The organism is Porphyromonas pogonae (assembly GCF_036320655.1).
Taxonomy (GTDB): Bacteria; Bacteroidota; Bacteroidia; order Bacteroidales; family Porphyromonadaceae; genus Porphyromonas; species Porphyromonas pogonae.
The window spans coordinates 2,235,314-2,257,778 of the sequence record NZ_CP143258.1 but is presented as its reverse complement, the minus strand read 5'-3'; the positions used below and the strand labels follow the sequence as shown (position 1 = coordinate 2,257,778).

The window sequence follows — 22,465 nt, the reverse complement described above, 5'->3', positions numbered from 1 at the left end:
AGAGATAGATTAAGGTTTTCGGTTATATTTGGTATCGGATTTTTTATTAGGCTCAAAAGCAAAAGATGTGGTGTGATCGGCATTTAATACCAATCGAGCATTGAATTTTTTGTCGCTTTTGGCGGTTAAGCCTTTTAGTAATGGTGTTTTTCCTTCGGTAAACAGAGCTTTCAAGTGTTCATCGGAAAGTAACAGTCCGCAAATTTCACGGAATACTAAAAAATCACACTCTTTGCATTTGGCTACTTTGGGATAAAATATCAGGTTTTTGGTTTTGCATTTGGGACAATCCATTAGATTTGTAGAATTGTTAGAAAAAGAGAGAGACAACAACTCCTTACAGATTTGTCGGGTATAAATCTCAATACCTTTATGGAATGTTTCTGCATTCATCTTTCCGGTTTCGATATCTGCCAACGCTTTTTCCCAACTTCCGGTCATCTCTGCATCGGCTATTTTACGGTCTTTTACAATCTCGAAAACGGCAAGTCCCTTTTCGGTAGGAATTAAACTCTTCTTTTCTCTGACGATGTAATCTCTTATAATTAAAGTTTCGATAATGGCGGCACGCGTGGCAGGCGTTCCCAACCCGCACTCTTTCATCGCGGCTTTGGCTTCTTCATCGGCAACCTCTTTGCCTGCCGTCTCCATAGCGGAAAGTAGAGTTGCTTCATTATAAAGCGGTTTGGGTTTGGTTTGATGTTGAGTGATTTCGTGAGATTGAACGGGTATGGTTTCGTCTTGCATAAAATTGGGAAGTTCGGTCTGTACCGTTTCATTTTCATCCGTTTCTGTTTTTTCGTTCAGCACGCTTCGCCAACCGCTTACTAAAAGGCGACTGTTTTTCGTTTTGAAAAGATACTCTCCAATAGAAAACACTACATTTTGTACTTCTTGTGTAGATTTTTCTGAAAAGGCTTCCAACATTCGTGAAGCGATACAATCGTAAATTATTTGCTCGTCAGCGGTTAATCTGTCGGGAAGGTTTTCGGTAATCAGCAAAGCGTGATGGTCTGTTACTTTGGCATCGTTTACGCTTCGTTTGTTCAGCATTTTTTGGCTAAGTGTTCGGGCGTAGTTTCCGAAAATGGGATGTATGTGCAGGTTTTCGATAAGCGAAGGGATTTCTTCAAAAACATCTTCGCCGATATATCTGCTGCCTGTACGTGGATAAGTGATTAACTTTTTCTCGTACAGGCTTTGAGCAATGGAAAGAGTTTTATCGGCAGAAAAGCCGTGTTTTCGGTTTGTCTCTTTTTGCAGGTTTGTCAAATCGAATAAGAAGGGCGGTTCTGTATCAACCGTCTTTCGCTCGATTTTTGACACCGTTAATAAGCCGGTTTTGTCTGCAAAGTAAGCGTTGCAGACAGAACGGGCGATGGCGTTATCTTCAAATTTAGTGTCGCTTACGGCTTTACAACGAATACCCGCTTTTTCGATAGTGAGTTTTATTTGCCAATACGGCACACTTTGGAAATTTTTATTTTCGAGAAACCGTTTGCAAATCATCGAAAGAGTGGGTGTCTGCACTCGTCCCAACGAATAACCGCCTTTTTTGGCTGCAATAGAAAGTGCTCGACTTGCATTGATACCGACAAGCCAATCGGCTTGACTTCGGGCTTTCCCTGAAAAATATAGATTATCGTATTCTGAACCGTTTTTCAATTTCTCCAATCCTTCCCGAATGGCTTTATCGGTCAATGAACTTATCCAAAGTCGGTCGAAAGGTTTTTTACATTGCAAATAGTCAAAAATATGGCGAAAAATAAGCTCTCCTTCACGTCCGGCATCGGTAGCGACAATAATTCGTTCACATTGGTCAAAGCAGGTGCGAATGATTTTTAGTTGTTTGAGAGCCGAAGGGTCGGCAATATACTCTTTTCCTTTTCTCACTTGACGAACCGTCAGTTTAAAAGGTTCGGGCAGAATGGGTAAATCGTCAGCGTTGTATTGCTCGAAACCATATTCGGCAGGCATCGCCAACGTTACGAGATGTCCAAATGCCCATGTTACGGTGTAATTGTTTCCGGTAAGATAGCCGTCTTGTTTTTGATTTGCTCCCACAATACGAGCAATGTCGCGTGCCACGGAAGGTTTTTCCGCAATGATGCATGTTTTCATAAATAATTAGATTTAGGTTAGTAAATAAAATGTTAAAAAATTGGGCAAGCGGATTGTATAATCGACTTGCCCAACCACGTAGGACAATTATATGTGTCTGCCTCTTTTCTTGGTAGCTTGTTCCTGTTTTTTCTCCTGTTTGGCTTTCTGCTTTTCGTCCGGTCGTGTTTGTCCGCTTTTGAGCGGCTCTTTCACGTTTTTGGTAGCTTCGTTGGTTTTGCCTTCATTGTTTACCGCCACTTGGGTTTTGTTTTCTTCGGCAACGGCTTCTACTTTTCCTTCTTTCTTGTCGGGGTTCCATCTGTAAAAACGTGGACGGTTTTCATCTTTATCAAAACGCACATAGGCATTGAACGGCTGTCCTTCTTTATCCACCATGTTTTTCAGGTAAAGAGTTTTCCCGTCAGAAAGTGCTTTTTGCTGCTTCTCTGAGAGAGTAAGTCCGCAAATAGTTCCGGCAATACCGTATTTATTTTCGGGCTTTTGTTCCGGCGAAAGACGTTCTTTAAACGACCTGTTGTTGTCAAAAATAAACTCGATGCCTCTACGTTCTGCATTTACTTGAAGCGTAGCATCAAATGGTTTTCCGTTTCGGGAAAGCATTCCTTCCACTTTCACGGCTTTTCCTTCGCTTAAATCTTTATACTGTTCGGAAGTGAGTTCCACACCTTTTATCTCTCGTGGAATATTTATCCGGTCAGCTTTCAAGGCGATAATTTCGTTGGTTTGTGGGTCAATAGAGATATAGGCTTTAAACGGTTCTCCGTTTTTAGGAGTGAGTTCCACCTGTTTTCCTAAATTTCCGTTTTGGAGCAGTGTTTCTTTATCTTCTTCACTGAAACGGTAGCCCATATAGGGAAAATCCAATTGCGGCTCTTTTCGTAAAGTGTGAATGGCTAAACCAAGTTTACCGTCTTCATCATGTCGAAGTGCGACACGAGCTTCGGTGTAGATGGTGGTATCGCCAAAAGGAATGGCAATGGATAAAAGATTGGACTTTTGCCAATTCAACACCTTTTCTAAATCGCCCGATTGCTCCAATTTTTCTTTGGATAACCCGATGCGTTCCATCTCTTTCCAATCAACATCATCGGGATTAATGGCGGTTGGTTTTTGTGTGGGTGCGAAATCGTCTGCGGTTACTCTTACGGCATCAAGAGCGGATTTGTTGGCAGGAGTATCTCGGTTTTCCAACATTTTTTTGAGTACACCTACCGATTCCTCCACCTTATCTGCTAACAGTTGATAAACGCCCGTATGGGACGGATCTTTAAATTGTTGGCTAAGATTGGAAAAGAAATTTTGCAACATGCTGTCGTTCTTTTTGAACTTCATAAAAGCATTGCTGTTGCTGTCCAAAGGCTCTACGGTATTGATTTTGCCGTTTTTGTCGATGGATGACACTACGGATATTTTGCCGGCTTCATCGGCAGATTTGGCTTGACTGCGGTCTTCAAGTACAAGAACGTAGTTGTCTGAATTGTTTGTTTCCATATTATTTGCTTTTTAAGGTTTAGGTCAGCAAATATAGAGGGAAAATTGGTTGGTAAGGAAAGTGGATGGATTGGAAGGGAGAGGAAGGGAAAAGAGTGGAAAAGCTAACAAAAGTCTATTATGTTGATGTACAAAATACGCTCAATATAAGAGAAAAAAATGACGTTTTTTTAAAACAATTATATATCTTTCCTCTATAAATCCCCTATTCCTATCATCAGTTACTTTATATATCATCTTGATAATAAGTTTTCTGCTACCGCACAAGGTTAGATTGCGACCAATACGACCTTGGAGTCAGCAATAATGCCGCCTCAAAGCCTGGTTGTAAAATAAGATACTTTCCTCTGCGAGCTTTCCTGTCTCACACGCGCTTTCATTACCGACTGTGTCTGGGAGTGTTCATTTTGCGAAAACGGGATAATTATTCATTCACCACAAAGATAGGGACCTGCGAAATAGTCGGAGAGAAACGTCCGTAAAAGACAGTGTCTCAATCAGGCAAAAGAGCCTGTAGATTTTTTGTCGGGTCAAAAGGCAAGCCTGTTTTGAGCACATTGTAAATAATGACAAGCATTTTACGTGCTATGGCTACAAGCGCTTTTTGCGATTTCATGCGTTTTGACAAATGATTGAACTTTCGTCCCAAAAACGTTTTGTTTGAACGGGTAACAGACCATGCGCATTCTGTTAGCATTTGGCGCAAGTATTTGTTGCCGTGCAAAGTTTTGCGCGAGCGTATTTTTCCGGGCGTTTCATCGTTTCGGGGCTTCAAGCCTGCCCATCCGATTAAATGGGTGGCTTTTTGAAAGTGGGTCATGTCGTTTCCTGTTTCGGCTAAAATGCAATAGGCGCTGAAAAGTTTAATACCCGGTATGGAGCACAGCAAGGAGATTTCCTTGGCAAAATGGGTGTTTACCAATTCTTCTAAACGGGTAAGGCACACGGCCTGCTGATGGTCTAAAAACTCTATTTGTTCCATACACTGTTTAAGTATTTCAACATCGCAATTGCCAATCACACCGTCCAAGGAAGACGTGATTACATCTCGCCCGTGCTTGTTCAGGGTCCTGCCGTGAACAAGCGAACAAAGGGCGGTCGGGTCGCGTTCGCCTGCGATTATCGCGCGGATAATCTTTCGTTGCGATACGTTTTTGCCCTGGTTGGAGATGTAATTGGAAAAACGGATGTTGCACCGCTGCAACTGATTATCCATTTGTTGTTCCAGGCGTACACGGTTCCTGGTCAGGCGGTAACATTGGCGGGTGTATTGCCGCATCTGTTGCAGCAAATCGCCGGCTACAAAACTGCCCCGTATCTGGTTTTTTGCAAACACTCGCCAATCTAGGCGGCATCTTTGGCATCGCTCTTTCTGTCGGGTAATTGGCTGATAAAATCCGGATTTGCCAGAGTCCGTTCAATATCCGATTCCAATACGTGCCACACGGGCATCCAATAGATGCTTGTACTTTCCATGGCCGCACGCCCGCAGCCGTACTCCACAAGCACATCACGCAATGTCGTCAAATCGGGAGTAAGTGTCCCGAAACGTTTTTCGAAAATTTTTTCGCCCTATTCATTCAAAATACAAGCAAACACGCTATCTTTGTGAACGTCAAGGCCACAAGCTTTTTCCATAAAATTGTCGGAATTTAATTAATACTGGGGCCGTAAAGCCCGTTAATTATTACAAAGGTAACATTTGTGCTTCGAGCACCGTACGGCAGCCTGGGAAAAGCCGGGCCTTGATTTTTATGACACGCGCTTGGAAATAGGGAGATTTTCATGTAATTTTGTAGTCAATAATATGCGGAAAGCAATTCTATTGCTAACGCATTGTTTGCATTCGTATTAACTCGAAACGAAAAACAACCAATTTTCAGAAAAAAGAACGAGTAAAATACGCAATGTTCTCTCGTATGTATTTATACCACATACGGGTACGAACTTTGCTGTTTTCGTTCTTTTGGGTATTTGGTTGTACCCTCGTTTCGGAATCACGTAAGGTTTCGTACCCTTTTTTATTTAATAAGAGGGTCCTATACAATAATAAACTAGTAACTATTTAGTTATGCGAGATTTGTTTACCCCCGACAAGAAAAAATCAGCCAAAGAGAAAATAGCTCATGAATTATTTAAAGTTTTTCTTAGAGAAAGTTTTGAGAGGATTACGATTCGTGAATTTGAAAAGTATATAGACAAAACACGAGGAAGTGTATATCATCATTTCAAAGATAAAAATAACCTTTTTTATTTTACTATTGACACATATTTTTTCTCAAATCTCAATGCACTTTATTTTGTTAGCGATATAAATACAAGTTTAAGCTTAAGAGAATATATACTATTGCGCGAGAAACACTTATCCGATATTTGGGCTTGGTTTGCCAAAGAATATATTAGTTTAAATCCGCTCAGTGGCTTTCATCATTTATTATTGCAAGCAAATAAACATTATCCCCTGTTTCAAGAGAAGATCCAAGAAGTTATCAAAAAAGACATCAATGGGTGGTCAGATGCGGTTTGTAAAGGAATAGCCGATAATGAATTAAAAAAAGAAATTTCCCCAACTGAAGTTGTTGAATTATTTCAAAACTTATACTTTAGCAGCTGCGCTAAGAATGATGTTTATAGCAATTCGGTCGATTTTATCGAAGCAGTTTTTAGTCCTTTATGGACATTCTACAGTCACATTACATTGTATAAAGACCTGTCTTTTAAACCTTAGTCTGTCTATACACCACCCTTGTAATTATTTATTTTCGTTCCTGAAAGTTAAGTGTCCCCTTTTATTAGGACAGTTTTTTTAATTTGTTAATATTTTATTTTTCAAAGAACTTAAATCTTTAACTTTGCAAAGTTAGAGATCTTTTTGAAACTTTCAAGTGTTTTACACAATTTTTCTAAATAATTTTTCAGGTGTTTGATAATCAAGTGATTGGTGTTTCCTTTCGCAATTATAAAACTTAAAATATTGCTCTAATCCCTGGTATAGTTGAACTCCATTTTCAAATGCATTGAGGTAAATACATTCGTATTTAACGCTTCTCCACAATCTTTCAATAAATATATTATCCAAAGCTCTTCCTACAGAGTCCATGCCAATCATAACACCTTGATCTTCAAGAATATTTGTGAAGTTAGGAGAAGTAAATTGACTCCCTTGATCAGAATTGAATATTTTTGGTTTACCGTGATGTTGTAGTGCATCCTTTAAGACTCCTATACAAAGTGCTGTATCCATGGTGTTTGAAATATTCCAGGAAAGGACATATCGAGAATACAGGTCTATAATCGCGCAAAGGTACATGTGTCCTTTGGGCATTGGAATGAATGTAATATCTGTTGCCCAAACATGATTTTTACGCTCTATTTTCAAGTTTCTTAATAGATATGAATAAACCTTATGTTCTTTATTAGGTTCACTTGTATTGGGCTTCTTTTTGGGATAAATTGCCCCTATTCCCATCTTAATGTAATAGGATCTTATCGCTTTTCTTCCCACATGATAGCCCTTTTCCTTTAAATGGTCTGACATTCTCCTAGTCCCATAAAATGGATATAAAGTGAAATATTTATCTATCTCTAACATGATCTGTAAATCTAACTCACTCTCACTAGCAGGCTGATAATAAACCCCTGATCGACTAATAAATAACAAAATACATTGCTTAACAATGCTTAATGTTGGGTCCTTGGGATCCACCATCGCTCTGCGCTCTTTTACAGATAGGGTTTTAATTTTTTTTTATAGAAATCATTATCAACCTTTAAACTGCCAATGATTTTCAATAATTCCTCCTTCTCTTTTTCAAAATGTTTCTCCCTAGACTGACTTTTCCTCTCAAACAGTTCCGGCATATTTTCTATAAGAACTCGCTTCCATTCTGATACTTGAGACGGCTGTAATCCGTACTCGGAAGCAATCTCGTTAATCGTTTTTAACCCCTTAACAGCTTCTAATGCCACTTTTGATTTAAAAGAGGAGCTAAACTTTTTTCTTGAACTTCTTTCCATAAGACAACTTTTAATTATTTATACGTTAAATTTTTAATTTTGTTGTCCTAAAAAAGGGGACCATTATAGATGAGAAAAAAACTGTTATTGGGACATACATTACTAGAGATACATACATTACAAATATTTCTGCACCAATTACAGCAAACGAAATTTTAAAACTAGACATTAAGAATATGGATTGGGAAGAGTTCAGCAGTCTTTTTCCGAACAACAATTATTCTGCGAACGGGCTTTGCACATATATTACGCAGGAAGATTACGAACCTGACGATTATTATGATGACTATGACCACGATGATTATGGGAGTAGCTATGAAAAGTATGGCGGTTACAATGGTTGGAGTGATGACGTAATTGACGATGCATTTGAGGGAGACCCAATGAATACGTGGAATGTTGATTAAAAGCTACGCACAACAGCGGTTTGGCGTAATGGCGGGTGCAGTGCTTCGTATGACAGATTTGCGGTAGGTTCAAGTGCAGTTCTTCGATTGAACTTTTGTGCTAAAAATCCGCCACTACGCAAAGCCGCAAAACGTTGGCAGTAATGCGGGCGTAACCCGAAACAGCGCACCTCTCAGAAAAATATTATTCGTAATTTTACGAACATAGAGAAAAATAATATATCTTTGCAAAACATTTTAAAGATATGGCAAAAGAAAAATTGACAAAAGAGCAAGAGCAGTTGGCGAGGTTAGCCAAAGCATTGGGACACCCTGTGCGGGTTGCTATTTTGCAGATGTTGGCAAAGCAAACGTGTTGTTATCATGGTGATATGTCCGAAATTTTGCCTGTTGCGAAAAGCACCTTGTCACAACATTTAAAAGAGTTGAAAGAATCGGGATTGATACAAGGAACAATCACACCGCCAACGGTAAAGTATTGTATCAACAAAGAAAATTGGCTGTTAGCAAAAAAAATGTTTGGCGAGATGTTTATCGAACTCTCGAAGAATGAATAAACGTTTTTTTTAACCACATTGTTCGTAAAATTACGAAATACGAACAGGTAAAACAGATTTAAAAACAAAATGAAATAGAAATGAAAAAAACAACATTAATTCTCATTCTTATCGCAATCTTGGCAGGTTGCGGACAGAAAAGCAAAAAAGCAGAAAACACTACAATAATCGACACAACAAACGTAAATGTATTTTATTTTCACGGCAAACAACGCTGTAAAACTTGCGTTGCCGTCCAAGATGTAGCGAAAGAAACCGTTGAAAAAAACTTTGCCAACAACGAAAAAGTACGTTTCATAGAAATCAACACAAGCGAAAAAGGCAACGAAGCATTGGCAGAAAAATACGAAGTATCGTGGAACGCCCTGATTATAGCCAAAGGCGAAAATGCCGTTGAAATCACCGACCAAGCCTTTGCAACAGCCGTAGAAAACCCGCAATCACTCGAAAAACTAATCACAGACGAAATAAATAGACACCTGCAATAATGGAATTTCTACAAAATTTAGTCGATAGTTCAAACATTCCGCTATTTACGGCATTTATTCTTGGAATAATGACCGCAATCAGCCCCTGCCCTTTAGCCATGAACATTACCGCCACCGCTTATTTGAGCAAAGACATTACACACAAACGGAAGGTATTATTCAACGGCATATTTTACACACTTGGGCGAATGTTTAGCTACACAGCTTTGGCAAGTCTGATTTTTTTTGGTGCGAGCAAATTCCACATAGCAAGGTGGTTTCAGCAAATCGACGGCATTTGGATAGGCATTGCCTTTATCGTTATCGGCATTCTCATGCTTGATTTTATCAAATTAAGCATACCTTTTCTAAGCAATTGGACTTCTCAATTAAGCAAAAAACAAAACAAACGCAACTATTGGAGCGCATTTTTATTAGGAACATTGTTTGCATTGGCATTCTGTCCCTACGGCGGAATGCTTTATTTCGGGGCGCTCATTCCGCTAACTATCACAAGTAGCGAAGGCTTGTTGCTTCCGCCGATTTATTCCATAGCCACAGGCTTACCAGTTATTATCATTGCGTTTTTATTAGCATTCAGCGTTGCAAATATCGGCACATTCTACAACCGAATGAAATCTTTTGAAATTTGGTTCAGGCGCATTGTCGCCATAATTTTTATCGGAATAGGAATATATTATATCATTATCAATATTTAAAAATATATGGAAATTATCATTTTAGGTACAGGTTGCAAAAAATGCAACGATTTGTACAACCAAGTTAAAAAAGTAGTGGACGAAACCCAATCCACCGCCACCATTGCGAAAGTGGAAGACATTATGGAAATCATGAATTACGGTGTGATGACCACGCCCGCCCTTGTGATTGACGGAAAAATAATTACGCAAGGCAGTATTCCCAAAGAAGAGGAAATCAAAAAATGGCTTTCCCAAAATGGAAATATCGACCTCAAAGAAATGGTAAAACAACGTTACAACGATTTGGCATTAGCTTCGGATGAGAAACAGAAATGTTGTTGCAATCCTTTAGCCCCCGCCCAACCCTCAACCAAAGTTTACACCATAATGAGCGAAGATTACACGAAACTAAAAGGCTATGAGCCTGACGCAGATTTGGGCGTGGGGTGTGGACTTCCGACCGAATACGCAGGAATAAAAGAGGGCGATGTTGTTATAGATTTGGGCAGCGGCGCAGGAAACGACTGCTTTATTGCCCGCGAAGAAACAGGCGAAACAGGGCGAGTAATCGGCATTGACTTTGCCCCTCAAATGCTCGAAAAAGCAAGAAATAACGCTAAAAAACGAGGATTTACAAATGTTGAGTTTTTGGAAGGCGACATAGAAAACATGTCCTTGTCCGACCAAACTGCCGATGTGGTTGTAAGTAATTGCGTGTTGAATCTATTACCTCGAAAAGACAAAATTTTCAGCGAAATATACCGTATTTTGAAACCTGACGGACACTTTTGCATTTCCGATGTAGTGCTGAACGGACATTTTCCAAAAAAATTCACCGACAACGCCTCAATGTACGCAGGTTGCATTGCCAGCGCCATTCAGCGGGAAGATTATTTAAGCGAAATAAAAAAAGCTAACTTCTCTGAAATCAAAGTTGAGCGAACCAAAACAGTTGAAATTCCCGATGAAGTTCTGCAAGAACATTTAGACGAAATCACTATCGAAAAATACAAGGCAGGAAATGTGGGCATTTATTCGATAACCGTAACAGGAAAGCGACCAAAATAAAACAAAATACTTTCAATATAAATAACAATAACCATTTAAAAAGAAAATGTCATGACAGCAAAACGCAATTATACAGGCAAAGACGTGGACATGCTTACCGCTTGCGCCGCCATTATCGAAAATGCAATCGCCAATCAAGAATTTCTTATTGGCAAACGCCGAAATTGGCAGACCCATTTTTCGGAAATTTAAAAACCCGTATAGACAATGCTTTCAGCAACTACTTCGGAATCGACAGTGCTTCCGACCAACGCAAAGCCACTCAAATTGTAACTCAAATTCAAGCCGTTGCACTTGATGATTTGGCTGAAGTAAAAATTCAGATAGAAGAAGACTTCAAATCCGATAAACCTCGCAGAGATGAAATTCTTAAAACACTCGGCTTCGCCGATTATCACAAAAAGTCGCAAGCTCGCGACCAAGAAGTTCTCATACAATTACTCTATCGCTTCAAAGTCAACCTAAGCACCGAGCTAAAAAGCGAAATCACCGAAAAAGGCACCGACGAAGCCACGTTCGACCGTATCACCTCATACGCCGACCAAATGGCTTCCGCCAACATAACCCAAGAAACCCTCAAAGGCAGTAGCAAACTCATAACCGCCGAAGCCGTTACCGAATTCAACGCCATTTATGATGAAGTAATAAGCGTAGCCAAAATCGCCCGAAACTTTTACAAAGGCAATCCCAATAAGCAAGACGAATTTTCATACGCCAAAATTCTCAAAAAACTCAACTCTGCCCCACGTACCACAAGCGAAGAAATAGCCGAAAAATAAAACAGCGTGGCAAACCACACCAATAACCCTACAATAGAAACAGGCGGCGTAGCCGCCTGTTTCTATTGTTCTTTTTAATGTTTATAATAACCGTTCCATGTCTTAGAAATTTCATTTCCCCCCATAGAAACCTTAGTCCGTATCTTCGCTGTTAATTCCCGTGTCTTAGAAATCAATTCCTACCCCTTAGAAGCTTTACTCTATGTCTTAGAAACTTTATTCTGTCCGTTAGAAATCAATTTCAAAGCCTTCGAAATTAATTTTGGCATCTTCGCTGGCTTAGTTTATGTCTTCGAAACCCTACTTTGTAACTTCGCTGAACAAATTTAATATATCTAAAAAACTATTTCCCAAACACATAATAAATAATATTATCTTTGCATTCAGCAGGACGATAGCGTTACGAAACAAACAATGCACTACTGCCAACAGGCGGTTTGGCACAAGGCGGGGTGTTAGCCCGCAGAAAGTCCAATCGGACTTTCAAGCGTTCACGCCCGCGCGAACATTTGCGAACCCCGCACTACGCATAGCCGAGACCGTTAGCCCAAATTTACAATAATAAAAGGTATGAAGTGAGAAATACTAAATAAGAGATTGCAGAACATAACACCCTGATAATCAAGTTTTAAATCCGAAATCCGCCATCCGAAATCCGAAATCAAAATAGCCCCTTATAAAAAATCCAATGGACTTTTAATTTTTGATTTGGAAATATCGGTTATATGCGTGTAAATTTCGGTCGTTTTGATTGATGAATGCCCTAATAATTGCTGAATATATCTAATATCAGTACCATTCTCAAGCAAATGAGTAGCAAAACTATGACGCAGTATATGCGGAGTTACCTGTTTTTTGATCCCGGCTCTCACAGCCGCATCTTTTACCACATTTTGCACACTTTTTTCGGAATATATTCCACCCCACTGTCCCTCTATCAGATACTCTTTGGGCTTATATACTAAAAAGTATTCCCTCAAATCTTGTAATAATTTATTAGAGAGCATAACCACCCTGTCTTTGTTCCCCTTTGAATTTCTAATATGAACAACCATATTATCGGAGTCTATATCTGTAATTTTTAAATTTAACAACTCGCTCAAACGCAATCCACAACCATACAATAGTTTGATAATACATTTGTGTTTTTGATTTGTCGTTAAGTCAATCATTTTCTTTACTTCATTCAAACTTAAATACTTCGGCAACGTGTGAGTTTTGCGTGAAGGATACAAATGTTTCAAGTTTAATTCCACACCAACCACCAATCGGTAAAACTTATCTATTGATGCCACTATCATCCTTTGATAAGAATGACTTACAGCGTGCTTATTTATTTTCCAAAAAACATACTTTTCTATTTCAGTAACACCAAGCTCATTTGGACTGTTAATTTTTTTTTCTGCAATCTGTAGAAAACTTTTAACTGCACTTTTGTAGTTAATAATAGAGTTTTTACTGTATCTTTGAAGTACTAACTTTCTTTCATATACAGCTAATAAGGCTTCAATTTGCATAAGACTATATTTTTTGCAAATATAACAAAACATTCGTAAATACAAATATTTTTACTTCTTTTTATTTTAGTTATTTATATGATATATTGGATTATATAATATTTATTTGAATTAAATCAAAAAATAATATACGAATGTTATAAGTTTAATATATACGAATGTTGTATATTTGTTGCGTAAATTAGATGTTAGCGGGCATTGTAGAGCGACACCCATCCCTGACAGACAAACCAAAATCAACTATCCTTAAATTTTGAATCAAACATTTTAGGTAACTACCAAAAAAATATATTATCTTTGTTGTCAAGATAAATGGTTAACAAGATTTATGCCTGTCAAAGAAAAAATCATCAACTTAAGGAAATTGAGCCAACTTTATGCCTACACATCTATTCAAATGCACGAAAGCATTGGTAGAAAAATTGGACTGACTGGCACTGACCATAAATATTTAGGTTTCTTAATTCAAAAAGGTCAAATGACAGCAGGTGAACTTGCCCTACTTACAGGGTTAACAACAGGTTCGGTTACAGGGCTAATAGACCGGTTTGAAAACAAAAAACTCGTAAAAAGACAGCCCGACAAAACTGACAGGCGGAAAATAATCATAGTTCCCAATATTGATAGAATAACAAAGTTGGTTACACCATTTTATAGTAACTACCAAAACAAAACACACGACCTTTTTGTGTCATTCAATAGTGATGAATTAAACATTTTAGAAAAATACTTCCACAAAGCATTGGAGTTGATGAATAAAGAAATTGAAAAAGTAAACGAGAAACAATAAGAAATAACTATGAACACAACCAAAATAGAAGATAAAGCCGTACTTCATATTCCTACACCGTTTGCTCAAACCTATTTTCACGGAACAAAGGCTGACTTGAAAATTGGCGATTTCATTCAAGTAGGTTTCAACAGTAATTATGAAGAAAACAGAATATTAAAGCATATTTATGTTTCGGCTACACTGAATACTGCAATATTAGGAGCAGAACTTGCTTTGGGCAACGGACGTGAAAGGATTTATTTAGTAGAAGCAACAGGCGACATAGAAGATGACCCCAACGTAACGGACAAAAAATTTCCTGGTAATCCCACAAAATCCTATCGTTCGAAACATCCTTTTAAAGTTGTTGGAGAAGTAACCGGTTGGCACGGACATACCCTTGAAGAGATTAAAGCTATGAAAGATGGACTGGAAAAACTTAGAGAACAAGGGAAGAATGTTATTATAGACTAATGAATAAACAATTATTATTTGACATAGAACAACGACCCGCTAACATGGTATTTGCAATAGCACGACTGACGGAAGTAATTGAACATTTGTACTACTATCAACTTTTGTGCATATTTTCGGCTGACGGTTTTCAAATGCCGTGCCATCGCAAATACCCAAACCGTTGGCGGTAATTTGAAGAAACAATTAACAACGAAAAACATTCAAGAAAATGAAGCTATAAGTAACTGTAAGATAGAATAAGAATTGAAATATCCTTTAATACGCAAAGTAGAAAGGGCGATTGTTAATATTAAAAAATTAGAAAATGACACAGTTACAAATGATTGACAAAACAAAGTCAATAGCTCAAAATGATAAAAATATTTCTGCCGTATTTATGTACGGGTCATTTACCAAAAATGAAGGGGACAAATATTCAGATATTGAATTCTACATCTTCTTGAAGGATAAAGAAAAATTTTCCGCTGAAAATTGGGTAAGCCAAATTCATCCTTTGGCATTATATTTTACCAACGAGTATGGAAGTGAAGTTGCCATTTTTGAAAATATGATAAGGGGGGAGTTTCATTTTTTGACAAACGACCAAATGGAAGTTATCAAATCGTGGGACGGTTTGGTAGAGTTTAGCGACTTTGACAAGATGATTTTAGTAGATAAAGAAGATTTATTGACTAACACGCTCAAAGAAATAAAAACTAAAGTACCTGATCGAACAACAAATGAAAATATCCTGTGGTTGAGCCAATCATTGTTGAATGTTTTACTTACAACAAGCAACTTAATTAAACGACAGGAATTTGCTCACGCTTACCAAAGCTTATCAAATGTTCAAAAATATTTACTTTGGTTAATAAGAATTGAAACATACCAAACCAAACATTGGGAAAGTCCAACAAAAAGCTTGGAAAAAGACATAGATCCATATTGGTATTCGTTATTTCAGCAGACAACATCAGAATTAGATCCGACAGATATTAAAACAGCTTTCAAGAAGACATTAACATTGACTGAAAAACTTTTTGATAATCTTGGAGTTGAAGCAAAATTAAAGGGGGTATTAAGGAGAATTGAATAAAAAAACTACCGCCAACATTGTATAAGCGTAATGCGGGCGAAGTGGCTAAAATTTGGTATTTTGGCATCTATCAAAGTTCGTGCTAGCGGACAGTGTATTGCTCCGAAAACCCGCACTACGCTTATACTTGACCGTTAGCGGGCATTGTGAAAGATACCAGCATAACAGTTAAACATTGATAAATGAAAAAAAAACTACTTTGGATATTAATTTTAGGACTGATAATAATCAGTTGCAAACAAAGGAAAACAGAAATGAAAGAGAAAATAATTAAAACAAACGGCATTGAACTCTGTACGGAAAGTTTTGGAAATAAGAAAAATCCAGCAATCCTTTTGGTAGCAGGTGCAACCGTATCAATGCTGTATTGGGACACTGAATTTTGCCAACAATTATCTGAAAAAGGATTTTTTGTTATTCGTTACGACAACAGAGATGTAGGAAAATCCACTAATTATGAACCAGGTTCTACTCCATACGATATTGTTGACTTAACTAATGACGCTATTTCAATATTGGATGGCTACAAGATTGACAAAGCACATTTTGTGGGGATTTCTTTGGGCGGACTAATTTCTCAAATAGCATCAATAAAGTTTGCCGACAGAGTTAACTCCTTAACTCTTATGTCATCAGGCCCTTGGGGAGACTCAGACCCAACTATACCTGAAATGGACACGAGTATTTTAGATTTCCATAGTAAAGCAGGTACAGTCAATTGGACAAATGAAGACAGTGTGGTAAACTATTTAATTCAGGGTGCAGAATTAATGAGTGGCAAGAAACAATTTGACAAACAAAGAAGTGAAAAACTGATAAGAGCTGAGTTCAATAGAGCCAACAATTATATAAGTATGTTCAATCACGCTGCATCGCAAGGTGGTGGTGGTGAAGAATATTGGAACAGATTAAACGAAATCAAACAACCCACCTTAATTATCCACGGAACAGACGACAAAATTTGGCATTATAAGAATGCAGGTTTTTTACTAGAAAAAATAAAAGGTTCAAATCTAATCACCCTTGAAGGTACAGGACACGAATTACACGTTGATGATTGGAAATCAATTATTGATGGAATAGAAAAACACATAAATGACTGATAAACAAAAACAACGCCCCGCGTGGGCCTATACGCTGCCGGCAGCACTGCTGCTGATGGCTCCTTTCGACATCCTCGCTTCACTGGCGATGGATATTTATCTCCCTGTCGTTCCAGCGATGCCCGGCATCCTGAACACGACGCCCGCTATGATCCAACTCACGTTGAGCCTCTATATGGTGATGCTCGGCGTGGGCCAGGTGATTTTTGGTCCGCTCTCAGACAGAATCGGGCGACGGCCAATTCTACTTGCGGGCGCAACGGCTTTCGTCATTGCGTCTCTGGGAGCAGCTTGGTCTTCAACTGCACCGGCCTTTGTCGCTTTCCGTCTACTTCAAGCAGTGGGCGCGTCGGCCATGCTGGTGGCGACGTTCGCGACGGTTCGCGACGTTTATGCCAACCGTCCTGAGGGTGTCGTCATCTACGGCCTTTTCAGTTCGATGCTGGCGTTCGTGCCTGCGCTCGGCCCTATCGCCGGAGTATTGATCGGCGAGTTCTTGGGATGGCAGGCGATATTCATTACTTTGGCTATACTGGCGATGCTCGCACTCCTAAATGCGGGTTTCAGGTGGCACGAAACCCGCCCTCTGGATCAAGTCAAGACGCGCCGATCTGTCTTGCCGATCTTCGCGAGTCCGGCTTTTTGGGTTTACACTGTCGGCTTTAGCGCCGGTATGGGCACCTACTTCGTCTTCTTCTCGACGGCTCCCCGTGTGCTCATAGGCCAAGCGGAATATTCCGAGATCGGATTCAGCTTTGCCTTCGCCACTGTCGCGCTTGTAATGATCGTGACAACCCGTTTCGCGAAGTCCTTTGTCGCCAGATGGGGCATCGCAGGATGCGTGGCGCGTGGGATGGCGTTGCTTGTTTGCGGAGCGGTCCTGTTGGGGATCGGCGAACTTTACGGCTCGCCGTCATTCCTCACCTTCATCCTACCGATGTGGGTTGTCGCGGTCGGTATTGTCTTCACGGTGTCCGTTACCGCGAACGGCGCTTTGGCAGAGTTCGACGACATCGCGGGATCAGCGGTCGCGTTCTACTTCTGCGTTCAAAGCCTGATAGTCAGCATTGTCGGGACATTGGCGGTGGCACTTTTAAACGGTGACACAGCGTGGCCCGTGATCTGTTACGCCACGGCGATGGCGGTACTGGTTTCGTTGGGGCTGGTGCTCCTTCGGCTCCGTGGGGCTGCCACCGAGAAGTCGCCAGTCGTCTAACCGACGACTGGTAGCAGGCCCGCTCCGATGCGGCGCACTAACCATCGAAACCTCGTGAATGTCGGTATCCTGTCTGGCAGGATACCGCTCATTTCCCTTGTTCAGTTCAACATCGCATTGGCAAAATGGCGGGTTAAGTTCAAAATTCAACTTTTGTGCTTTTTATTCCGCCGAATGTGTCCCACATTCAGCTTTTTTTTAATAATTTAGCTTCTGTGGAAACACATCGGCTACGTCACTGCTAAATTGAACTTTCGGTTCAATTTATCCGCCACTTCGCCAATGCGTTTCCCGTTAGTGGCAACAAAAACAAACGATAATTAGACAATAAATGAAAAATATTTTATTTGTAGTTTTTATTTCAATGATATTTTTATTTGTTTGCTGTAACACAACAACGAATAAAAACATAATTGAAACAGAAATTTCTGATTTTGACAAAATTTTAGATAGTTTTCAAGTAAATGGTTCAATTCTAATTTATGATAACGACAAGAATACTTTTTACTCAAATGACTTTGATTGGGCTAAAAACGGAAAATTACCTGCATCAACATTCAAAATTCCAAATTCTATAATTGCTGTTGAATTAGGCATTATTGAAAATGATACAACTATTTTAAAATGGAATGGCGAGCAGAGAAAAATGGATATTTGGGAAAAAGATTTATCATTTAAAGATGCTTTTAGAATTTCCTGTGTTCCTTGCTATCAGGAAATTGCAAGGAAAATCGGAACAATTAAAATGAAAGAATATTTAGAAAAATTTGAGTATAAAAATATGATTTTTGACAGTTTAACGATTGACAATTTTTGGCTTGAAGGAAATTCAAAAATATCTCAAAAACAACAAATCGACTTTTTAAGGAAATTCTATTTTTCAAAATTTCCAATTTCTGATAGGACAATAAAGATTGTCAAAAATATTATGGAAATTGAGCGAACTGAAAATTACATTTTAAGCGGTAAGACTGGATTAAGTTCGATAGAAGAAAAATATAATGGTTGGTTTGTTGGTTATGTTGAAACAAAATCTAATGTTTATTTTTTTGCAACAAATGTAATTCCGACAGACGGATTGAATGTTGATGATTTTATTTCATCGAGAATTAATGTAACAAAAAATGCGTTAAAGCAAATGAATATAATGAAATGATAAATGCCACTAACATATGGTAGCCGATAATTGCCGGCTTTCGTGCCAACTTGATACTTTGGTGCTTTTAACGAACCGAAGTGCTAAATTGATACGAAAGTGCTGTAAATCCGGCAACTACGGCTACCATTTTTCGTTAGCGGCTATATTACAACCGACCGTGCTAAACAGAAAGTTCATATATTTGCAGACACAAAAAATTAAGTAAAGACAGAATGTAAAAAATAATTACTTTCAGACATATCAGAACAACAACCGCAAAGCGGTTGCTGTATTGTTTCATCTTTAACGAAAGAAATTATGTTGATTTTACAAAACATTTCATATACACACCCAAGCAAAGATTTACTGTTTAGCGACATCAATCTGACAGTAAACAATCACGAAAAGACAGCTTTAATAGGCAACAACGGAGTAGGGAAATCTACCTTGCTCAAAATTATTGCAAGCGAACTTCAACCTTCAAGCGGACAAATAAACATTGACGCAGAGCCGTATTATGTTCCGCAAATTTTCGGACAATTCAATCATTTGACAATAGCACAAGCGTTGCGAATTGAAGGCAAATTGAACGCTTTGAAAGACATCTTGAACGGAAACACAAGCGAGGAAAATTTCAATTTGCTGAATGACGATTGGACAATAGAAGACCGTTGCAAAGAGGCACTGAACTTTTGGCAATTGGACGGCTTAGACTTATCGCAAAAAATGGAAACGTTAAGCGGAGGACAAAAAACAAAAGTTTTTTTGGCGGGAATTTCCATTCATCAACCCGAATTGGTTTTGTTGGACGAGCCAAGCAATCATTTAGACGTTTCGGGCAGACAACTTTTGTATAGCTTCATTAAGTCCACAAAAAGCACATTGATTGTTGTAAGCCACGACAGAAAATTACTAAACTTGTTGGACACAATTTGCGAATTAAGTAAACACGGAGTTAAAGTTTATGGCGGTAATTACGACTTTTACAAAGAGCAAAAACAAATTGAAAACAACGCTTTAAGTCAAGACATTCAAAGCAAAGAAAAAGAACTGCGAAAAGCCAAAGAAAAAGAACGGGAAACATTGGAACGACAGCAAAAATTAGACAGTCGTGGAAGAGGCAAACAAGAAAAAGCGGGCGTTGCCCGAATAATGTTGAACACTTTGCGAAACAATGCAGAAAACAGCACATCAAAAATGAAAAGTGTTCACGCAGAAAAAATCAGGGGCATTTCGCAAGACTTACAAGAACTTCGTTCTTCGTTGCCTGACATTGACAAAATGAAGTTTGGTTTTGACAATTCAGCATTACACAAAGGAAAAGTTTTGTTTACGGCAACAAATATCAATTATGCTTACCACAAACAACCGCTTTGGAAAGACAATCTGAACTTTCAAATTACAAGTGGCGAACGAATCGCATTGAAAGGTACAAATGGTTCGGGAAAAACTACTTTGATAAAACTCATCTTGGGCGACATTAAACCGCAAGCAGGAACAATTTACCGAGCAGACAACAAAGCAGTTTACATTGACCAAGACTATTCTTTGCTTGACAACAAACTAAAAGTTTACGAACAAGCCGAACAATTCAATGTTTCTGCATTACAAGAACACGAAATCAAAATCCGGCTCAACCGCTTTTTGTTTACAAAAAATGATTGGGACAAATCTTGTAGTGCTTTGAGTGGTGGCGAAAGAATGCGTTTGTTACTTTGTTGCTTGACGATTAACAGTAAGTCACCAGATATTATTATTTTTGACGAGCCAACAAATAATTTAGACATACAGAATGTTGAAATACTGACAGCAGCAATAAATGAATACCAAGGGACAATCATTGTTGTGTCGCACGATGAAACATTTTTAGAACAAATAAACATAGAACGGACAATTGAACTTTGATAAAAATACAGCCGCTAATCGAGTAGACTGCCCTGTCGGTAGTTAGCCGACAGGGAGAGCCTCTCACACCACTGTACGTACGGTTCACGTATACAGCGGTTCGTTAAGAAATGGAGCAATTTTCAGATAATAAGTTAACATAGATTCGTAACCCCGTTGTTGTAGTCGTTCCACCGTGATAGTGGTTTTCAAAATAGGACTACAGGCTACAGCCCAAGTACCCATACGGCTTCGGCTGTGACTGTAAGCGTGTTCAAGGTCAACTCCCAAGCGTATCAGGTTTTTCCGTCGTCGTTCAGGTTTCTTCCATTGTTTCCAGATACAGCAGCGCAGTCGGTTGCGTACCCACCCGTCCACGTCTTTGAGTTTTCCCTGAATACTTGCCATACGGTAGTATTGAAGCCAGCCTTGCTGTACTTCTTTCAGCTTGAGAATGCGCTCATCGAAAGTGGCGGGAGTGGTTTTTCGGGTAATGGCTTTGAGTTTCAGTTTCAGATTTTTCCATCCTTTGACGCTTACCACCAACTGGTATTTGCCTTTCTCCCCCTTTTTATAGGTAGAGACAAATGCAAAGCCTAACAGGGTGAAATTTACTGGTCGTCTGATGCCGCTTTTTTCCCTGTTAATAGGCAGGTGAAGCTTATTCTTTAAGAAGAGATAAATTTCGTTGCCTGTTTTTCGGGCTTGCCATTGACTTTTACAATAAATGCTGAAGTCATCAGCATAACGGACATACTTTAACCCTCGCCTTGCCAGTTCCTTGTCCAGTTCATCCAACATAATATTGGAGAGTATCGGACTTAGCGGACTGCCTTGTGGTACTCCTTTGCGGCGTTTGACTAATTTTCCGTTGATTGAAATCGGAGCTCTCAGCCATTTGCGGATAAGGCGTAAGGTAAGCGGGCATTTTACCCTGCGATACAGCAATTGAAGCAGAACGCAGTGGTCAACTTCATCGAAGAAGCTTTTCAGGTCAATATCTACAATGTCCTGATAACCGCTGTTGATGTAGTCCAGTGCTTTGAGTACTGCTTGTTGGGCATTTTTGTTCGGACGGAAGCCATAACTGTAATCCTCAAAATCCATTTCGAACCGGTTGCCCAGCACCTGCCCTACGGCTTGTTGAAGCATCCGGTCGACCACGGTAGGTACACCCAGCAGGCGAACCTTTCCGTTGCTTTTGGGTATTTCTACCCCCAAAATGGGTTGTGGCAGGTAGGTTCCGTTTAACAGGGATTGCTCTATACTTTCCCTGTTCTTTGTCAGGTAGTCGTATAGTTCTTTTACGGGCATGCGGTCAACTCCTGCTGAACCCTTGTTCTGCCTGACTTGTTTGAATGCACGCATCATGTTTTGACGGTTAATCACTTGCTCAATCAATTCCATTTTGGTCTTGTTTACTCTTTTAATCTTTGTTTCTACTCTGTTTCGCTTGCCGAAGGCTATTCCGTTAACGAAAATCCTTGCTGCATTTGAAACTTCTTTACGTTCAGTCCTTCGTTACCTCTGTGAGACCTCCGACTATCTGGTGCGAAACACTTGCCGGCTCGTTGCCTGTAACTACTATGACCTCTGCTGACTTCTCAGGTAGGTTTTCCCTCCTCTGAGACCTCCCCCGGTAAGAGCTTTTTCCTTCATCCAATCACTGCGG

The 22,465-nt window shown here is 39.3% G+C and carries 23 protein-coding genes and 1 pseudogene; 16 read left to right on the top strand and 8 right to left on the bottom strand.

Features of this window, described 5'->3' with window-relative positions; genetic code table 11:
- Nucleotides 1-9: 9 nt before the first annotated feature.
- The 4 genes from VYJ22_RS09010 to VYJ22_RS08995 all read right to left on the bottom strand — a co-directional run bounded on the left by VYJ22_RS09010 (nt 10) and on the right by VYJ22_RS08995 (nt 5,142).
- On the bottom strand, nt 10-2,121 hold the full coding sequence (locus VYJ22_RS09010; protein WP_329903668.1) for a type IA DNA topoisomerase: 2,112 nt from the start codon (nt 2,119-2,121) through the stop codon (nt 10-12).
- An 87-nt stretch (nt 2,122-2,208) separates the two neighbouring features.
- Nucleotides 2,209-3,615, bottom strand: coding sequence for a DUF4099 domain-containing protein (locus tag VYJ22_RS09005; RefSeq protein ID WP_329903666.1), 1,407 nt, complete (start codon nt 3,613-3,615; stop codon nt 2,209-2,211).
- A 493-nt stretch (nt 3,616-4,108) separates the two neighbouring features.
- Nucleotides 4,109-4,831 carry a transposase gene (locus tag VYJ22_RS09000; protein WP_329903665.1) on the bottom strand — a complete coding sequence of 241 codons (723 nt, stop codon included), beginning with the start codon at nt 4,829-4,831 and terminating at the stop codon, nt 4,109-4,111.
- Between the two features lie 128 nt (nt 4,832-4,959).
- Entirely contained in the window at nt 4,960-5,142 is a 183-nt protein-coding gene (locus VYJ22_RS08995; RefSeq protein ID WP_329903664.1) for a hypothetical protein, read from the bottom strand.
- 544 nt (nt 5,143-5,686) lie between these two features.
- Here VYJ22_RS08995 and VYJ22_RS08990 point away from each other — a divergent pair.
- Nucleotides 5,687-6,343 carry a TetR/AcrR family transcriptional regulator gene (locus VYJ22_RS08990; protein WP_329903663.1) on the top strand — a complete coding sequence of 219 codons (657 nt, stop codon included), beginning with the start codon at nt 5,687-5,689 and terminating at the stop codon, nt 6,341-6,343.
- A 162-nt stretch (nt 6,344-6,505) separates the two neighbouring features.
- Here the strand turns inward: VYJ22_RS08990 and VYJ22_RS08985 are convergent, their stop codons facing one another.
- Together VYJ22_RS08985 and VYJ22_RS08980 are read right to left on the bottom strand one after the other, a co-directional pair.
- Nucleotides 6,506-7,324, bottom strand: a complete 819-nt coding sequence (locus VYJ22_RS08985; protein ID WP_329903662.1) for an IS3 family transposase — start codon at nt 7,322-7,324, stop codon at nt 6,506-6,508.
- Between the two features lie 14 nt (nt 7,325-7,338).
- Complete coding sequence (locus VYJ22_RS08980; RefSeq protein WP_320341356.1) at nt 7,339-7,632, bottom strand: transposase; 294 nt, start codon at nt 7,630-7,632, stop codon at nt 7,339-7,341.
- Between the two features lie 176 nt (nt 7,633-7,808).
- Between VYJ22_RS08980 and VYJ22_RS08975 the strand changes: the two genes are divergently transcribed.
- The 8 genes and pseudogenes from VYJ22_RS08975 to VYJ22_RS08945 all read left to right on the top strand — a co-directional run bounded on the left by VYJ22_RS08975 (nt 7,809) and on the right by VYJ22_RS08945 (nt 11,611).
- Entirely contained in the window at nt 7,809-8,039 is a 231-nt protein-coding gene (locus tag VYJ22_RS08975; protein ID WP_329903661.1) for a hypothetical protein, read from the top strand.
- Nucleotides 8,040-8,284: 245 nt separating this feature from the next.
- Nucleotides 8,285-8,596 (top strand): ArsR/SmtB family transcription factor, encoded by a 312-nt coding sequence (locus tag VYJ22_RS08970; RefSeq protein WP_329903660.1) that lies wholly within the window; start codon nt 8,285-8,287, stop codon nt 8,594-8,596.
- Between the two features lie 80 nt (nt 8,597-8,676).
- Nucleotides 8,677-9,084, top strand: a complete 408-nt coding sequence (locus tag VYJ22_RS08965; protein ID WP_329903659.1) for a nitrophenyl compound nitroreductase subunit ArsF family protein — start codon at nt 8,677-8,679, stop codon at nt 9,082-9,084.
- Nucleotides 9,084-9,782, top strand: coding sequence for an aromatic aminobenezylarsenical efflux permease ArsG family transporter (locus tag VYJ22_RS08960; RefSeq protein WP_329903658.1), 699 nt, complete (start codon nt 9,084-9,086; stop codon nt 9,780-9,782). The genes VYJ22_RS08965 and VYJ22_RS08960 overlap by 1 nt, the downstream gene beginning before the upstream one ends.
- A 6-nt stretch (nt 9,783-9,788) precedes the next feature.
- A pseudogene (locus VYJ22_RS11640) lies at nt 9,789-10,001 on the top strand (thioredoxin family protein); the annotation flags it as partial.
- Entirely contained in the window at nt 9,999-10,832 is an 834-nt protein-coding gene (gene arsM, locus VYJ22_RS08955; RefSeq protein ID WP_407989474.1) for an arsenite methyltransferase, read from the top strand. The pseudogene VYJ22_RS11640 and the gene arsM, both read left to right, overlap by 3 nt.
- 51 nt (nt 10,833-10,883) lie before the next feature.
- Nucleotides 10,884-11,024 carry a hypothetical protein gene (locus VYJ22_RS08950; RefSeq protein ID WP_329903655.1) on the top strand — a complete coding sequence of 47 codons (141 nt, stop codon included), beginning with the start codon at nt 10,884-10,886 and terminating at the stop codon, nt 11,022-11,024.
- Nucleotides 10,997-11,611 carry a hypothetical protein gene (locus VYJ22_RS08945; RefSeq protein WP_329903654.1) on the top strand — a complete coding sequence of 205 codons (615 nt, stop codon included), beginning with the start codon at nt 10,997-10,999 and terminating at the stop codon, nt 11,609-11,611. Before VYJ22_RS08950 ends, VYJ22_RS08945 begins: the two co-directional genes overlap by 28 nt.
- Before the next feature lie 674 nt (nt 11,612-12,285).
- Here the strand turns inward: VYJ22_RS08945 and xerA are convergent.
- Nucleotides 12,286-13,128, bottom strand: a complete 843-nt coding sequence (gene xerA, locus VYJ22_RS08940; protein ID WP_329903653.1) for a site-specific tyrosine recombinase/integron integrase — start codon at nt 13,126-13,128, stop codon at nt 12,286-12,288.
- Between the two features lie 328 nt (nt 13,129-13,456).
- Here xerA and VYJ22_RS08935 point away from each other — a divergent pair, with 328 nt between their 5' ends.
- The 7 genes from VYJ22_RS08935 (at nt 13,457) to abc-f (ending at nt 20,814) form a co-directional block, all read left to right on the top strand.
- On the top strand, nt 13,457-13,918 hold the full coding sequence (locus VYJ22_RS08935; RefSeq protein WP_010257559.1) for a MarR family winged helix-turn-helix transcriptional regulator: 462 nt from the start codon (nt 13,457-13,459) through the stop codon (nt 13,916-13,918).
- A gap of 9 nt (nt 13,919-13,927) precedes the next feature.
- Entirely contained in the window at nt 13,928-14,374 is a 447-nt protein-coding gene (gene arr / locus VYJ22_RS08930) for an NAD(+)--rifampin ADP-ribosyltransferase (protein WP_010257556.1), read from the top strand.
- Between the two features lie 307 nt (nt 14,375-14,681).
- Nucleotides 14,682-15,452, top strand: a complete 771-nt coding sequence (gene lnu(I) / locus VYJ22_RS08925; RefSeq protein ID WP_135071929.1) for a lincosamide nucleotidyltransferase Lnu(I) — start codon at nt 14,682-14,684, stop codon at nt 15,450-15,452.
- A 182-nt stretch (nt 15,453-15,634) separates the two neighbouring features.
- The gene (estT, locus tag VYJ22_RS08920) at nt 15,635-16,555 is read left to right on the top strand and encodes a macrolide hydrolase EstT (RefSeq protein WP_046701559.1); all 921 of its coding nucleotides are present in this window, start codon (nt 15,635-15,637) and stop codon (nt 16,553-16,555) included.
- The gene (gene floR / locus VYJ22_RS08915) at nt 16,548-17,771 is read left to right on the top strand and encodes a chloramphenicol/florfenicol efflux MFS transporter FloR (RefSeq protein ID WP_014053560.1); all 1,224 of its coding nucleotides are present in this window, start codon (nt 16,548-16,550) and stop codon (nt 17,769-17,771) included. Before estT ends, floR begins: the two co-directional genes overlap by 8 nt.
- A gap of 331 nt (nt 17,772-18,102) precedes the next feature.
- Nucleotides 18,103-18,927 carry a class D beta-lactamase OXA-347 gene (locus VYJ22_RS08905; protein ID WP_004295324.1) on the top strand — a complete coding sequence of 275 codons (825 nt, stop codon included), beginning with the start codon at nt 18,103-18,105 and terminating at the stop codon, nt 18,925-18,927.
- A 297-nt stretch (nt 18,928-19,224) separates the two neighbouring features.
- Nucleotides 19,225-20,814 (top strand): ribosomal protection-like ABC-F family protein, encoded by a 1,590-nt coding sequence (gene abc-f / locus VYJ22_RS08900; RefSeq protein ID WP_329905603.1) that lies wholly within the window; start codon nt 19,225-19,227, stop codon nt 20,812-20,814.
- A gap of 84 nt (nt 20,815-20,898) precedes the next feature.
- Here the strand turns inward: abc-f and ltrA are convergent, their stop codons facing one another.
- Entirely contained in the window at nt 20,899-22,200 is a 1,302-nt protein-coding gene (gene ltrA / locus VYJ22_RS08895) for a group II intron reverse transcriptase/maturase (protein WP_329903638.1), read from the bottom strand.
- Between the last annotated feature and the right edge of the window lie 265 nt (nt 22,201-22,465).

Coding starts and splice junctions, on each gene's coding strand:
- VYJ22_RS08960 (WP_329903658.1), top strand. CDS start 9,084: ATGGAATTTCTACAAAATTTAGTCGATAGTTCAAACATTCCGCTATTT.
- ltrA (WP_329903638.1), bottom strand. CDS start 22,200: ATGGAATTGATTGAGCAAGTGATTAACCGTCAAAACATGATGCGTGCA.
- VYJ22_RS09010 (WP_329903668.1), bottom strand. CDS start 2,121: ATGAAAACATGCATCATTGCGGAAAAACCTTCCGTGGCACGCGACATT.
- VYJ22_RS09000 (WP_329903665.1), bottom strand. CDS start 4,831: ATGGATAATCAGTTGCAGCGGTGCAACATCCGTTTTTCCAATTACATC.
- VYJ22_RS08985 (WP_329903662.1), bottom strand. CDS start 7,324: ATGGTGGATCCCAAGGACCCAACATTAAGCATTGTTAAGCAATGTATT.
- VYJ22_RS08970 (WP_329903660.1), top strand. CDS start 8,285: ATGGCAAAAGAAAAATTGACAAAAGAGCAAGAGCAGTTGGCGAGGTTA.
- VYJ22_RS08905 (WP_004295324.1), top strand. CDS start 18,103: ATGAAAAATATTTTATTTGTAGTTTTTATTTCAATGATATTTTTATTT.
- arr (WP_010257556.1), top strand. CDS start 13,928: ATGAACACAACCAAAATAGAAGATAAAGCCGTACTTCATATTCCTACA.
- VYJ22_RS08935 (WP_010257559.1), top strand. CDS start 13,457: ATGCCTGTCAAAGAAAAAATCATCAACTTAAGGAAATTGAGCCAACTT.
- VYJ22_RS08950 (WP_329903655.1), top strand. CDS start 10,884: ATGACAGCAAAACGCAATTATACAGGCAAAGACGTGGACATGCTTACC.
- VYJ22_RS08965 (WP_329903659.1), top strand. CDS start 8,677: ATGAAAAAAACAACATTAATTCTCATTCTTATCGCAATCTTGGCAGGT.
- VYJ22_RS08980 (WP_320341356.1), bottom strand. CDS start 7,632: ATGGAAAGAAGTTCAAGAAAAAAGTTTAGCTCCTCTTTTAAATCAAAA.
- xerA (WP_329903653.1), bottom strand. CDS start 13,128: ATGCAAATTGAAGCCTTATTAGCTGTATATGAAAGAAAGTTAGTACTT.
- floR (WP_014053560.1), top strand. CDS start 16,548: ATGACTGATAAACAAAAACAACGCCCCGCGTGGGCCTATACGCTGCCG.
- VYJ22_RS08990 (WP_329903663.1), top strand. CDS start 5,687: ATGCGAGATTTGTTTACCCCCGACAAGAAAAAATCAGCCAAAGAGAAA.
- estT (WP_046701559.1), top strand. CDS start 15,635: ATGAAAAAAAAACTACTTTGGATATTAATTTTAGGACTGATAATAATC.
- VYJ22_RS09005 (WP_329903666.1), bottom strand. CDS start 3,615: ATGGAAACAAACAATTCAGACAACTACGTTCTTGTACTTGAAGACCGC.
- VYJ22_RS08975 (WP_329903661.1), top strand. CDS start 7,809: ATGGATTGGGAAGAGTTCAGCAGTCTTTTTCCGAACAACAATTATTCT.